The sequence below is a fragment of the Dolichospermum sp. UHCC 0406 genome (genome assembly GCF_009712025.1).
Lineage (GTDB): Bacteria > Cyanobacteriota > Cyanobacteriia > Cyanobacteriales > Nostocaceae > Dolichospermum > Dolichospermum lemmermannii.
Window position 1 is genome coordinate 60,664 of the sequence record NZ_VILA01000032.1, and the last position, 14,712, is coordinate 75,375.

At 35.3% G+C, this 14,712-nt stretch carries 12 protein-coding genes; 9 read left to right on the plus strand and 3 right to left on the minus strand.

Annotation, left to right across the window (positions count from 1 at the left end; genetic code table 11):
• The first annotated feature begins 72 nt into the window (after window positions 1-72).
• The 8 genes from FJR09_RS23470 (at window position 73) to FJR09_RS23505 (ending at window position 9,341) form a co-directional block, all read left to right on the plus strand.
• Window positions 73-1,449: a DUF697 domain-containing protein gene (locus FJR09_RS23470; protein WP_083881477.1), complete on the plus strand. Its 1,377-nt coding sequence runs from the start codon at window positions 73-75 to the stop codon at window positions 1,447-1,449.
• Window positions 1,450-2,063: 614 nt separating this feature from the next.
• On the plus strand, window positions 2,064-2,894 hold the full coding sequence (locus FJR09_RS23475) for a squalene/phytoene synthase family protein (RefSeq protein ID WP_168652490.1): 831 nt from the start codon (window positions 2,064-2,066) through the stop codon (window positions 2,892-2,894).
• A gap of 230 nt (window positions 2,895-3,124) precedes the next feature.
• Window positions 3,125-4,558, plus strand: a complete 1,434-nt coding sequence (hpnJ, locus tag FJR09_RS23480) for a hopanoid biosynthesis associated radical SAM protein HpnJ (protein ID WP_168652491.1) — start codon at window positions 3,125-3,127, stop codon at window positions 4,556-4,558.
• 150 nt (window positions 4,559-4,708) lie between these two features.
• Window positions 4,709-5,548 (plus strand): hopanoid biosynthesis-associated protein HpnK, encoded by an 840-nt coding sequence (hpnK, locus tag FJR09_RS23485; protein ID WP_168652492.1) that lies wholly within the window; start codon window positions 4,709-4,711, stop codon window positions 5,546-5,548.
• Between the two features lie 144 nt (window positions 5,549-5,692).
• Window positions 5,693-6,085 (plus strand): hypothetical protein, encoded by a 393-nt coding sequence (locus FJR09_RS23490; protein ID WP_015080966.1) that lies wholly within the window; start codon window positions 5,693-5,695, stop codon window positions 6,083-6,085.
• 108 nt (window positions 6,086-6,193) lie between these two features.
• Window positions 6,194-7,267 carry a pentapeptide repeat-containing protein gene (locus FJR09_RS23495; RefSeq protein WP_015080967.1) on the plus strand — a complete coding sequence of 358 codons (1,074 nt, stop codon included), beginning with the start codon at window positions 6,194-6,196 and terminating at the stop codon, window positions 7,265-7,267.
• A 62-nt stretch (window positions 7,268-7,329) separates the two neighbouring features.
• Entirely contained in the window at window positions 7,330-8,382 is a 1,053-nt protein-coding gene (locus tag FJR09_RS23500; RefSeq protein WP_015080968.1) for a J domain-containing protein, read from the plus strand.
• Between the two features lie 104 nt (window positions 8,383-8,486).
• The gene (locus FJR09_RS23505) at window positions 8,487-9,341 is read left to right on the plus strand and encodes an EndoU domain-containing protein (protein ID WP_015080969.1); all 855 of its coding nucleotides are present in this window, start codon (window positions 8,487-8,489) and stop codon (window positions 9,339-9,341) included.
• A 106-nt stretch (window positions 9,342-9,447) separates the two neighbouring features.
• On the opposite strand, the gene FJR09_RS23510 is transcribed toward FJR09_RS23505, so the two are convergent.
• Genes FJR09_RS23510 through FJR09_RS23520 form a run of 3 tightly spaced genes read right to left on the minus strand, consistent with a single transcriptional unit; the run spans window position 9,448 to window position 14,153 of the window.
• Window positions 9,448-10,515: an ATP-binding protein gene (locus FJR09_RS23510; RefSeq protein WP_015080970.1), complete on the minus strand. Its 1,068-nt coding sequence runs from the start codon at window positions 10,513-10,515 to the stop codon at window positions 9,448-9,450.
• A gap of 3 nt (window positions 10,516-10,518) precedes the next feature.
• Window positions 10,519-12,750, minus strand: a complete 2,232-nt coding sequence (locus FJR09_RS23515) for a WD40 repeat domain-containing protein (RefSeq protein ID WP_168654207.1) — start codon at window positions 12,748-12,750, stop codon at window positions 10,519-10,521.
• On the minus strand, window positions 12,747-14,153 hold the full coding sequence (locus FJR09_RS23520; RefSeq protein WP_168652494.1) for an ATP-binding protein: 1,407 nt from the start codon (window positions 14,151-14,153) through the stop codon (window positions 12,747-12,749). Before FJR09_RS23520 ends, FJR09_RS23515 begins: the two co-directional genes overlap by 4 nt.
• Before the next feature lie 214 nt (window positions 14,154-14,367).
• On the opposite strand from FJR09_RS23520, the gene FJR09_RS23525 reads away from it, so the two are divergent.
• Window positions 14,368-14,679, plus strand: a complete 312-nt coding sequence (locus FJR09_RS23525) for a hypothetical protein (RefSeq protein WP_168652495.1) — start codon at window positions 14,368-14,370, stop codon at window positions 14,677-14,679.
• The last annotated feature ends 33 nt before the right edge of the window (window positions 14,680-14,712 follow it).

The following is a 14,712-nucleotide window of genomic DNA, read 5'->3' on the forward strand; positions in this document are numbered from 1 at the left end:
TGGAGAATCACAATTGTGAAGTTACAGCGACCGATTTTAGTGGGAGGACTAGGACTATCGTTCTCCCTGTGGATGTTAGACAGTTGGCATGATTCAATGGTGCAAGTGGGAGAATTCGGACTCCTGAGTGCTTTGGCTGTCGGTGGGGGTTTGTGGTTGTTCAATAAAAATCAGCCCCAATTAGGTGAACAGCTAAATGATATAGTTGTCAATCGGGCAGATGTGGATAAAGCGATCGCTCAAACCCAAGTAATAATTAATCAACTGGCACAAGAAGCAGTCAATCATCCTCACCTAGCAATTCTCCGCGAAAATCTCGCTAAATTGCCCTTAGAACTGGATAGAAAGGAAATTAACCTGGCCGTTACTGGTGGTAAATCTGTAGGTAAAAGTACAGTTATTGAAGTTCTAAAAACTGCCCCAACTATTCCGGGAATGTCTTTGCATTTTGCGGAAACAGCGCCTTTATTTTCCGTAGCTGGTGAAAATTCTGATGTTGTCACTTTATCGGAAATGCAGAAATCTGATTTTGTCTTATTTCTGACCAACGGTGATTTAACAGATTCAGAATTTCAGGTTTTACAACAGCTAAAAGCCACAAAACAACCAAGTTTGCTGGTTTTCAACAAACAAGATCAATATCAACCTGATGAACGCGCTACAGTTTTTCAATCATTAAAACAGCGCATTGGTGCAAATGTAGTTGCGACTGCGGCTTCTCCCGTACCTGTGAAAGTGCGGAAACATGAAGAAGATGGTTCTTGCCAAGAATGGATGGAACAACCAACGCCAGATATCCAGCAATTAACACAACAATTAGCAGCGGTTGTGGGACAGCAAGGAGAACAGCTAGTTTGTAATACCACAAATCGCAAGGTATTATTACTCAAAGCCGAAGCCAAAAATTGTTTAAATGGTGTGAGAAGAGATCAAGCCACACCTTTTATAGAACAATATCAATGGATTGCAGCGGCGGCAGCTTTTGCTAATCCCGTACCAGCTTTAGATATTCTCGCAACTGCGGCGATTACTGCTCAAATGGTGATAGATTTGGGTAATATTTATCAGCAGAAAATTTCCTGGGAACAAGCGCAACAAGTAGCGGGAACTATGGGAAGTTTGATGTTGAAATTAGGTTTAGTGGAACTTTCAACTAGGGCTGTAACGGGTATTCTGAAAACTAATGTTGCTACCTTTGTCGCTGGAGGAATGGTAGAGGGAGTTAGTGCTGCTTACCTGACAAGAGTAGCGGGATTAAGTTTAGTGGCATATTTTGAACAGCAAGAAATTGCTTTAGAATCGGGAAGTGCTTTAAATCTCGACAAACTGCGTCAAGTTTTGCAAACTGTATTCCAGCAAAATCAAAAAATGGCTGTTTTGGAAGCTTTTGTCAAGCAAGGTGTGAAGCGGTTGTTACCGGAAGCCAAACCAGTGGAAGTTGTGGCTTAATCTTCCATATCCCCGACTTCTTTAAGCAGTCGGGGATATGAATCTCTCAATTGTCAGAATCAGGATATCCAGGATTTTAGGATTTGCAGGATGTTGGTTTTAAATGTCATATTTTAAATATTCATTTAATATTTAATAATCAATTTTCAAATTGAAAATATGAGAGTTTAATAAGACAAATAAAATCACCAACTTCCCACCAAAAATCATCCAATAACATCCTGTAAATCCTTTAATCCTGAGTATCCTGATTCAGACAAATAAAAAACTATAGAACAATACAGCTTAAATCATAAAATCATATACTAAACAATAAAATCCACATCCTGGTAAAATAAGTGACTCTATCGGCACTTCTGCAATACTTCAGCCTAAGAACTTTGGTGTTCTTATTTCTATCCTTGTAGACAAGGTTATTGTTACCAAAACCTTATATACTGTACTAAGCTTTGATAAGCTGGAAAATTGTGTTAAATGCGACACTATAAACTATGTATTCCTAGATTAAATTCTAGAGTGTCTATGGTTTTTAAGATTTAATCAATACTAAATCTAGTATTATTGAAAAGTCCGAAATTAGGTGTGGTGTGCAAATCAAGAGAGGAGTGAACAAAATGGATTTACGTGGAGATGCGTTGCAAATCCTTAAAGAAACTAGTAGAACTTTTTATATCCCAATTAGTATTTTACCATCAGGATTACAAGAAGCAGTGGCATCAGCATACTTGTGTATGCGCGCCATTGACCAAATTGAAGATGATCCAAACTTGGATAATGGGACTAAAAAACGCCTGTTGCAGAATATTAGTCTAACATTGCAAGCGGGAATAGATGGTTTTCCCCTTGATGCTTTCTCTGTAGGATTTAAAGGTTACGAAAATTCTTTACAAGAAGTCAGTTTACGCATTAGAGAATGGTCAATATTAGCACCCGAAAGCATTGCCCCGCGAATTTGGGATGCAACAGCCGCAATGGCTGATAGAATGGCTTATTGGGCAGATAGAAATTGGCAAATAGAAACAGAGGCGGATTTAGACCGTTATACTTTTGGGGTGGCTGGTGCTGTGGGCTTGTTACTCTCAGATTTATGGAATTGGTATGATGGAACTCAAAGCAACCGCACTCAAGCCATAGGATTTGGTAGGGGTTTGCAAGCAGTAAATATTCTGCGAAACAATGGTGAGGATTTAACTCGTGGAGTCAATTTTTACCCAGCAGGTTGGGATAATGATCATCTCCAAAAATATGCCCGTCGCAATCTCATCCTAGCAGATGCCTATACGAACTCTTTGCCAAATGGACCGGCTTTGCAATTTTGCCAAATTCCTCTGGCTTTAGCTCATGGTACTCTAGATGCTTTGGCTAGTGGTAAGGAAAAACTCACTCGTAGTGATGTTGTTTCCCTGATTGAAAACCTCATGGGTGTGAATGCTAAAGCTAGTTAGGAAATAGGGTATGGGGAACAAATCCGCCCGGAACTTAAGTTCCGGTCTAAAAGCTAAAGTGCGTTAAAACGCACTCTGGTTAACTCAAGATCAAAAACTATCCTATTTATGTCAAAGTAGTCGGTTTTAACCGAGTTTAGCTTTTAGACAGGGAATTCATTCCCTGGTTGGCTTAAGTTGACAACTAACAACTAACAACTAACAACTAACAACTGACAAGAAAAATATTCATGAAAACTACTTTATTTTTGAGTCCACCTTCTTTTGATGGTTTTGATGGTGGTGCGGGGGCGCGGTATCAAGCAAAACGAGAAATTACTTCTTTTTGGTATCCGACTTGGTTAGCACAACCTGCGGCTTTAGTTCCTGGCAGTAGGTTAGTTGATGCACCTCCTCATGGGCAGACAGTGGATGATGTGCTGAAAATTGCCAAGGATTATGAATTGGTGATTATGCACACCAGCACGCCTTCTTTGGCTAATGATGTCAAGTGTGCAGAAACGATCAAAGCGCAAAATCCCAATGTGCAAATTGGCTTTGTAGGGGCGCACGTTGCGGTTTTACCAGAGGCAACTTTACGGGAAAATCCGGTTATTGATTTTGTCTGTCGCAATGAGTTTGATTATACCTGTAAAGAATTGGCAGAAGGGAAACCTTGGGATGAAATCAAGGGTTTGAGTTACCGGGATAAGTTGGGGAATATTCACCAAACGGAAGAACGTCCTTTAATTCATGACTGGGATGCTATGCCCAGTGTGTTGCCAGTTTATGCCCGCGATTTGGATATTAGCAAATATTTTATTGGCTATTTGCAACATCCTTACATTTCTTTTTATACTGGGCGTGGTTGTCCAGCAAAATGTACTTTTTGTTTGTGGCCGCAAACTATTGGCGGACATTTATACCGTCATAAAAGCCCCGATGCCGTAGGTAGAGAAATGGAAGAAGCCAAGGTTCTCTTTGGGGACAAGGTGCGGGAGTATATGTTTGATGATGATACTTTTACCATTGACAAACATCGAGCGATCGCTATTAGTAAACACATGAAGCGACTCAATTTAACTTGGAGTTGCAATGCCCGTGCTAATTTAGATTATGATACTCTCAAAACTTTACGGGATAACGGTTTAAGGTTGTTATTGGTAGGTTTTGAATCTGGTAATCAAGAAGTTCTCAATAATATCAAAAAAGGCATTAAGCTAGAAGTGGCGCGAGAATTCATGAAGAATTGCCACAAACTTGGTATTACTGTACATGGAACTTTTATTATCGGGTTGCCGATAGAAACTAAGGAAACTGTAGAAGAAACAATTCGTTTTGCTTGTGAATTAAGTCCCCATACAATTCAAGTTTCTATTGCTGCACCTTATCCTGGTACAGAGTTGTATGAACAGGCCAGAGAAAAGGGTTGGTTTGCGAATGAGTCTTTAGTAGCAACTTCTGGTATTCAAACTTCAACTTTGCAATATCCAAGTCTTTCTAGTGCGGAAATTGAAGATTCAGTTGAACAAATGTATCGCAAGTTTTACTTCCGTCCCAAAGCGATTATTCCCATTGTGCGGGAAATGTTGGCTGATAGACAAATGTTAGTGCGTCGTTTGCGGGAAGGTAAGGAGTTCTTTGGTTATTTGAATGAACGTCGGACTCAAGCTTTAGCTAGGTAAATTGTCAGAATCAGGATTTACAGGATTTAAGGATGTTCAGGATTTAATTTAATTGAATTATCTGCTGAGTATTTTTTAATTAATCCTGTTAATCCTTTAATCCTGGGTATCCTGATTCTGACATTTTTTGATTTCAATCACTTTTTACCAATGTCTTATTTAATTATTAATGCTGATGATTTCGGGTTTTCCCAGGGTGTAAATTCAGCGATTATTAAAGCCCATGCGGAAGGGATTTTAACTAGCACTAGTTTAATGGTAACTGGTGATGCTGCACAAGAAGCGATCGCACTGGCAAAAAATCATCCTCATTTAGCAGTGGGGTTACACCTGGTTTTAGTGTGCGGTAAATCGGTTTTACCACCTGCACAAATTCCCAATTTAGTAGACTCTCAAGGGAATTTCTCTAATAATCCCACCCAAGCAGGATTAAGTTATCAATTTAATCAAGCTACCCGTGCAGAATTGCGATTAGAAATATCTGCTCAATTAGAAAAATTTCGGGATTCTGGTTTAAATCTTGCTCATGTTGATGGACATTTACACCTTCATGTACATCCTGTAATTTTGAATATTTTAACAGAATTTGCCGCGGAATTTAAGATTAAATTTATTCGTCTACCTTCAGAAGAATTAAGCAAAAACATCAAAATTGATAACCGTAATTTATTCACTAAAATAATTTGGTCTATTGTTTTTGGACAATTACGTCGTTATGGAGAAGGTTTATTAAAAGCGAATCAAATTAAATTTGCTGACAGGGTTTATGGATTGTTACAAACTGGTGACATGAGCGAAGAATATTTACTCGGTTTGATACCGCAAATAGAAGCGGAATTAGTAGAAATTTATTCTCATCCTGATTTAGTGAATACTGAGATAAATAACGGTGGTGAAATAGAATTAAAAGCTTTATTGAGTCATAAAGTGCGGGAATTGCTGACTGTGAAGGGGTTTGAGTTGAGTAATTATCTGAAAATGACTCATTGATAATAAGGTATTAATCAAAACCTGAAAAAACAAGAGTACATTTGTTTGCCCTATGTTATTTTACTTAAAAAAAATTATTATTATAATACAAGAGATATATACTAGTTATGGTATATCTGATTTATTCCAGTTACATTTCTACTTATGGCAGACAAAATTTTACTCCCCTCTACATGGGATAATTTAAGTGATGAGGATAAAGAGTTAGCAAAAGAGTTAACACAATCCATCTTACGAGGTGAAGAATCTATTCGACTTTTATCGCAATTACTAAGCGGTGAAGAAATAGATGATGAATTTCACACAACAGCAAACAGTATTGGTAATCACAAATTTGATTTTGAAGTTACTACTCCTGACAAACAACAAACAAGTAGTCCAACTTTAATGTTAGCTACTTTGACTGCACCCTCAAGTTCAACGGCTTCAACTATAGTATTTGCTGCTTTAAAAAGGCAGTGTGATAATATTTGTCGTAATGCTAATACCCAGAGAGAAATAGAAATTTGTAAAGGATGTCGAAGACTTTTTCCATAATCAATAGATATCTAGTGAAAAATAATGTAGAGACGTTTTATAAAACGTCTTTCTTAGCATTTAAAATTTTGGCATAGTCTTAAAAAATCACGAGGATATATTTGAGCAATGAGTACAGATAAATCTAAACAACAGAATAGTTCTCAAGTGGACAAACATTTACATTTGCAAGAAATAGCAGAAGTTAAAGAATTGCGAGAAAAATTTTTGATTATTACAGAAATTTCTGATCCTTTAACTCGTGAATATCACTTTGCATTGTTAGAAAAAGAAGCAGAAAAAGTTGGGTTATCTACCGAAACTTACCGCCGTTTATATGAAACATATATTTGTAATCATAAATTCATTCCCCAATATCCACCAAAATGGTGGATTCTCAAAGAATGGGTAGAGTGGGGTTCAAAATTTCCTAAAGCAGTTTTATTTAAAAAAATCCTGATTACAGCTTTAGAAAAAGGAGTTATAATTAGTTTAATTTTTGCAGTATTTAAATATTACTGGGAAGCACCACAACGAGAAAAACAAGCAAATTTTCAAACTTTACAAGTTTGGTTAATGGTTAATTCTGCTATTGAGCAAAAAGCTACAGGTGTTAGTATAATTATTGGTTTAGAACATTTGAATAAAAATGGTGAAATGTTACGAGATTTAAAACTTGATGGATTTGATTTAAGTGGTATTAATTTGCAAAATGCTCAACTAGCTAATGCAAGTTTTAAAGGTTCAATATTAGAATGTAAACGTGAAAAAGAATGTAGTAATTTAAGGAAAGCAAATCTTTATAAAAGTAATTTTTATACTGCTTATTTATCTGAAATAGATTTTCAAGAAACGAATCTTATTGATGCTAATTTACAAAAAGCAGATCTTAAACAAGCTAAGTTCCAAAATGCTTATCTTTCTGAAGCTAATTTGGGAGAAGCAGAACTTAGAGATGCAGAATTTCAAGGAGCAGATTTAGAAAAAACAAATCTCAAAGATGCTATAATGTGCGGTGATGTTTTTGTTTTTGATCAAGCTACAAGTTCTAAAAAATATATTTGTGCTAAGTTTATTGGAGCTAAAAATCTAACTGCTGAACAAGTCAAATCTGCAAAAAATTGGGAAAAAGCCTGTTATGATCGAGAACTAAGGATAAAACTAAATTTACCACCTGAGAACCCTGATTATTGTCAAAATTAACTTAAAATAATAAAATAATAAATGTATTTCTTTTATTAAACCTAAACTTAATTGCATCTGCTATGGTACGCAAAACAAAAACAGTATCCTCCACAACAGTAATTCCCCTAGCTCTTTCTGACTTACATCTCCAGTTAGCGGGTTTAGAGAAAGAACACCAATCTCTATTAAAGCAAATTAAGAAAAAGCGGACAGAATTAAATAACTTTGTCGAAAAAATGCGTTCGTTAGCGACAGAGGTATTTCATCGAGTTAGTCCGAATATGAAAACAATGGCCGAATTAGATGCAGAAATTCATGCTTTGTTTGCCGAAATTTTAACTACGAAAAAAATGGGTAAACAAACCCAGAAAAATATCCAATCATTGTACAGAAGTTTACAAATGGGAGGAATTATTAGTTATAAACCTATTGAAGAAGAAGATGATGATGATGAAGAATTAGATGAACTATTTGAAGATAATGATTCTCAAGAAAATCATCAACGTCGTCGTCAATTTTGGGAAGCAGAACAAGATTCAGAATCTCCCACAGTAGCGAGAACAGATGAATCTAGAAAAATCCGACAGACATTTTTGCGGTTAGCGGAAATTTTTCACCCTGATAAGGTTAAAGATAATGAAACCCAAATGACTCACACGGAAATAATGAAGGAAATTAATAAAGCTTACCAAGATGGAGATTTAGCGCGACTTTTGGAAATTGAACGTAAATATGAAGTCGGAGAAACAATTGATAATAATAGCGAAGATGATTTAAGTCGCAGATGTAGAAATATAGAACAACACAATCAAATTCTCAAAAATCAATATGAGAAGTTGAAACAGGAACTCCGGTTAGCAAAAAATACCCCGGAAGGATCAATGGTTGCGGATTACAAAAAAGCAGCTAAACAAGGTGTTGATTGTATTGAATTGATGCTGGAAACCATGCAAGCTCAAACTAAGATAGTTGTGGAAATTCGTGATTTTGTTCAAGACTTTAAAGATAAAAAGATCACTATTAAAGAATTTCTCGCAGGACCAGAAAGTCTCCGTTCTATGAAAGAGGATATGATGGAAGAACTACTGGAAAGAATGATGGAAGAATTTGGGGGGATGATGGATTTTAATTAGCAAATAATTTTAAGATTTATTAAGAATAATTGACACTACTATATAGTTTCATATTAGTAATGTGTAAGTATTCACAATAATACTCAAATACTAGTGAGATTTCAATGATGTTAAACCTCTTGTCTAAAACCATCAATGTTCAAATTTGTAAAAATTTGCATGAATTTCGGTGCTTAATTTTAGCAGCGGAACTATTTTTCATCACCACTCTATTTAGTCCCAGTTTAGTGAGTGCAGAGGAATTTTTACCTTTCTTTGACAATACAAAGAATCCTGTCAAGGTTAAATTTGGTGGTGTACAAGATTTAACTCCTCCCCCTCCTGTGTTGAATAAGTTTGATATAGCAGTTAATCAACTGTGTCGAGAAGTGGGAACAGTAGTTAAACCCGCTAGTTTTAAAACCATGTTTAACAGTTTTCCCGATGTTTTCAGCAATATTAAAAATAATCTTGGGGGTTATATTTTTCCCAAAAGAACTTCTAATCAAGAATTTCTGGAAGATCTAACTAATCTTTGGTTTAATGCTAAAGGATTTGATCATGTTTTTTGTGGTGAACCAGAAAAAAATAAAATTGGTGGTTTACATTTTGCTGGACGTTATTTGGATTTACAAAATAAACGTATTGCTGGAATTTTACCCAAGTCTGTGAGTACATCTGAAGTTAAACCAGGTGCTGTTTATTCCTTTGGTGTGAGAATGAAAGTTGGTGGAAGCACTGTGAATGATCCACTAAAAGGATATGGTTACACCCTCAATGCAGAAGAGATTTTAACAATTGCAGCGAAAGCATACAAAAATAACCCCAATTCAGAACCTACATCTAAAGCTTGTTTGCTGACTGTAACTGATGACAACAAAACATTTGTTAATGTTTTTGTTGCTAAAAAAGGTGGTATTCGTACCTTTTATCCTGATGCTACTCCTGATTATCAAAAAAATCCAGAATGTCAGGTTTAGTAACTTTCAATTAATAAACCAGGAAAACTAAAATGATATACAGCACTTTGCGCGAGTGAGACAGGTTTCATCTTGATTTTGCAAATTATTCCTTTAATTATTGTATTTAAATGTTACGCAAAGTGCTGTAATCATGAAGATATAACCGGAAACTGTGATGATATAATTGATATTTAGTTTCCTTATTTGTGTGTATTTCTTGCAGAAATTCTAACCAAGTTTCCATAATTTCCGCCACATCAAAAACATCAGCCTTGATAATTTTACTAATAGCTACCGTTGACATTGGTTGAGTTTCTTCAGCAGTTAAAACCCGCAAAATATCCATCGCAACATCAGATAAACCATCACCTTGCATCTTTTGCCAATGTTGCTGATAATAACTTTCTAAATCTGGGGGAATTTGCTCAAAATTATTGACAGAATAAAAACCATCAGCCATAGCTTTTAAAACTTCCTGCACATACATAAAATTATCTTCATTTTCATTAATTAATTCAATTATATTTCTCTGCGAACTCTGCGTCTCTGCGGTTCGTTTCTTCCGAATATATGCTTTAATATCCTCCCGATTTTCCACCGGATAATCTGCTAAATCTAAAATCTGTGAAGGTGCTTCAATTAACAAGCCACTATGGGATTTTTGATAGGGACGACGAGCGAAAATAAAATAAATTTGATCCGGTAAATATCGCGGTAGATAAAATAAATTCGTGCCTACAGCTTGACTATTTATATCAATTCCATCCAAACCATCAATCACAATAATTATTTTCTGATCTGGTAAATTCTCGCTGACTTGTTGCAATAAAGTAGAAAATAACCAACTTCCCTCATGTGCATTGATAAATCCTATCTCCGTCATCGTTTGCGGGGAAGGTTGGGGAGGGGTGCTAGATAAATTCTCTAACAATAAATTTAACTGTGTACAAACCTCTGGAAAAAATGCCTCAACTCGATTTTTACCAGCAATTTGGGCATTGTAATAAATAGTATGGGGATTTTGGCGCACAAATTGGGCAAGAATGGCACTTTTACCGCTACCGGGAACACCGACAATGGTGAAATAACCCTTGGGGTAACGGTGGAGAAAATTATTAATAGCAGTGAAGACAAAATCACGACCAACAAAATTTTCACTCTTTGCTGAAGCAGAGAAAGATAAACTATTCATCTGTCACCTTCCTTGCAAACGCAGAAAATGTAATCTTCCTGATTGTTCTCCTGCAACAATTGTCACCCCATCGGGAGCAACTGCACAGCAAGTTATAGGACTTTCTCCGGTGAAAGTTGCTATTTCCTTTCTGGTTGCTAAATCCCAGATTTTGATAGTGTTGTCATCAGAACCAGAAATCAGGGTTTGACCATCGGGTGTGAGTGCGATCGCATTTACCCAGTTACTATGACCTTGAAGGGTGAACTTTTCTGTTCCTGTTTCTAAATCCCATATTTTGATTGTGTTTTCATACTTAATTCGTCTCGTATACAGCCCTATTAGAGGATTATAGGAAATTAAACTAATAATACTGTGTAATCCGATTATTATGAGTGGATTTTTAGAACTAAATTTAGTATCCAATAAAGCAGAAATCAGATTTTTTCCATCTGGTGTAAGTGCAATCACATTTACCCAATCACTCTGACCAAAGAGAATTATTAATATTAATTTAATACGTTCGTAAATAAAATCTAAAAATCCTGTTTTGTACAGGGAAATATCCCAGAGTACAATAGTGCTATTATAAACACTAGAAATTACATTGTAACCATTTATCATTAGTTCTATTATTTTATTTATTACATTTATTACATCGAAAAGAGCAGTTTTAGAAAATGTAAGTGAGATCACGTAATTGACTATGCCATAATTTCTAGATATGTTTAATATTTTTTCACCTGTTACTACATTCCAAAGTTTGATTTTCCCATCATCAGAATAAGAAATCACTGTTTTTCCATTCCGTATCAATATAATTGTATTTATCCTGGAAATATGCTCAGAGAGCATAAATTCTTTTGCTCCTGTTACCAAATTCCAAATTTTGATTTTCCCGTCAAACGAACTAGAAACTAGGGTTTTTCCATCCGGTGTCACTGCGATTGCATTTACTGAGGAAAAATCATTGGAAATAGTAGAGATTAAGCCTGATACTTTATCGTCAAAAATTGTATATTGAAGAATTAAATAAAAAAATCTTGCTGTCTTCTGGGTAAGATCCCATATTTTGATTTTCCCGTCAAACGAACTAGAAACTAGGGTTTTTCCATCCGGTGTGAGTGCAATCGCTGTTATTGATCTACTATGACCTTTGAGGGTGAACTTTTCTGCACCTGTTCCTATATCCCATATTTTGATTTTCCCGTCAAATGAACCAGAAACTAGGGTTTTTCCATCTGGTGTGAGTGCAATCGCTGTTATTGATCTACTATGACCTTTGAGGGTGAACTTTTCTGCACCTGTTCCTATATCCCATATTTTGATTTTCCCGTCAAATGAACCAGAAACTAGGGTTTTTCCATCTGTTGTCAATTCTAACGCATTTGAATAACCACTATAACCTCTGAGGGTGAACTTCTCTATACCTGTTCCCACATCCCATATTTTGATTTTCCCGTCAGATGAACCAGAAATAAGGTTTTTCCCATCTGATGTCACTGCAATTGCATTTACATAACGACTATGACTATAGATAGTAAACTCCTCTCTACCTGTTCCCACATCCCAGATTTTGATTGTCTCGTCAGATGAAGCAGAAATCAAGCTTTTTCCATCTGTTGTCACTGTAATTGCATTTACCGAGTCACTATGGCCTCTGAGGATGAACTTTTCAGCACCTGTCACCACATCCCAGATTTTGATTGTCCTGTCAGATGAACCAGAAATAAGACTTTTCCCATCTGGTGTCACTGCAATTGCATTTACATAGCTACTATGACCATATATAGTACGAATTAATCCCCCACCACCAGGAGGTGTGAGGCTACCTCTTAGACTATATAAACCTATATTTTTATCTGTAGTAATTTGTGCCAATAAATTTTGAATTTCTGGTAAATCAAAATACGTTAATCGTGCTGATAACTGTCCTTTGAGTTGTTTTTGATCTTGAGAAATAATATCTCCTGCTATAAAAAGAGTATATGGGATTAATTTTAATGCTTTGACTGTTTCGGTATATTTTGAATCATTCCTGATTTCAGAAGTATCTAATAAATCATAATCCTCAATCAGTGCTTGCACTCCAAATGAGGGATGATTAATTTTAGCTTCAATAAAGTAGTAATTAGATAATAATTTAAACAGTTTTGCATATTCTTTCCCATCTAATAATAATCGGGGATATTCACCTAAAAACTGTTCTTTTGCTTCCTCTGACTGTTCATCAAACCAACTGCGAAAGTTACTCATAGTATTAATCCCTCACCCATATTTTTAGCAACTTCCGCGCTGATTTCTGGTAAACTTACCCCCGCAGCTTCCACAATATCCTGACGTTGTAAAAAATCGCGGAAACTCTCATGATAAAAGCGATAACGGGGCGGTTGATAGGTTTTTTGTTCCTGTAAAAACTGTGTCCAACCTTTGAGAACTTCCTGTACTGTGAGATTATCTTCCTGGGAATATTTCACAATCATCTCACGGGATACAGGACTTTTTAAAGCACACATTACATAAATGATTTTAATTTTATCCTTGGGTAAGGGTCTAGTAGTCATTCCCATAATGCGCCAATGAGTCTCATAATATCCCTCTAAACCTTTAGGTAATTCTTCTAATTTTTCATCTTGATAAAATCCTTCTGCAATTGCTTCTAACACATAGCGTAAATACATGAAATTGTTTTCACTTTTAGCAGCGATAGTATCTACAAATTTTGGTTTACTTAAATCATTTTGTTGATTAATCCAGTTTTCTAAACCTGCTTTATATTTTCCTAAACTGAGAAATTCCCAAATATATTCTTCAACATCTTCCTTACTGTTATCTTGATAGTCCCTTAAATCCAATTCTGTATATTTAGTATTTGGGGAAAGAGTTAATCTTTTATCTTCTGAATTATAAGGTCTTCTGGTGAGAATCAAGTAAACTTTTTCCGGTAAATACATCGGTAAATTTAATAAATTTCCGTTATCTTCTTGATCAACTTCGTCTAAACCATCAATGACAATGATTAAATTTTCAGAATTAGATAATTTTTCACTAGCTTTAGTTAATAAAGTAGATAAATCATCATTTTCTGCGTTTTGTAGATCAAACCTATTTATATTTACTAATTGTTGACGAATTAATTTCAGAAATACATCAGGGCGGTTTCTACCTTCTGCACGAATATTAAAAAAGCAAATTGTTCCAGGATGATCTACTATATATTTAGCAGCGATGGCACTTTTACCCATTCCCGCATCACCAAGGATGGTAAAGTAGCCATTTTTGTGATCTTTGATAAATTGATTAATAGCATTAAATACAAATTTTCGACCGCAAAATAGTTTTGTTTTATCATCAATTACAGTTTGAAAGTCTGTGGGAATAGTGACAGGATACCAGTTATCAACAATATCTGATGCTTGGAGTTTTTCATCTATACCATTTTTTTTAAGTCCTGCATTGATAGCATTGACCACATTTTCAATTACAAATCTATCAACTGCTTTTACTTTTTGGGTATCATTTCCTATTAAATATTTAATTTGATCTGGACTGGCATTTGCTGCTTTCGCTAGAGTTTCAACAGTATAACCAGCTTGCTGTTTACCATATTTTTCTTTAATTTTAGCTTTTCCTTTTTCACTAACTTGAATTTTGTTCATAGATTCAACCTTTAATTTAATTTTTATAACTATAGCAAATCTGGATTATTACCGTCTAGGGAAATTAGGGTATTTTTATTTTCCCAAACTCCCTAAATTTTAGAGAAATATTTTCCAAAATACCCCCCCGTTTTCATCTTTTCGATTTTTTTAAATCTCCATAAGATACCAATAGTTAAACAAATTCCCAAGTTAAATAAAGGAGATAGCAATTATGTTTAACCTATTCAATCAGTCCCAAACTAAAAACTATCAAATCAGCAAAGAACAGCAAAGTCAAATTGTGAATGAGTTAATTAGGCAATGTCAGCTAGGATATAACGTTAAGACTGCCATTGGTACAACATCAGCAATTTTAACATTTGTGAGTATCATTTTATTTTACAGTGGTAGAATCGAACAATCCCATCTTAACATCGGTATGGGTGTAATTTCTAGTGTGGTTGGTTTTAAATCTGCCAGTAATAGCAAGAATGAATTAAAGGCACTGTTAGAAAGCTGTGAAATCGTCAACGGTGGTAAATAAGGGTATTAGTTTGATATCATAGCTGTAAGGGTT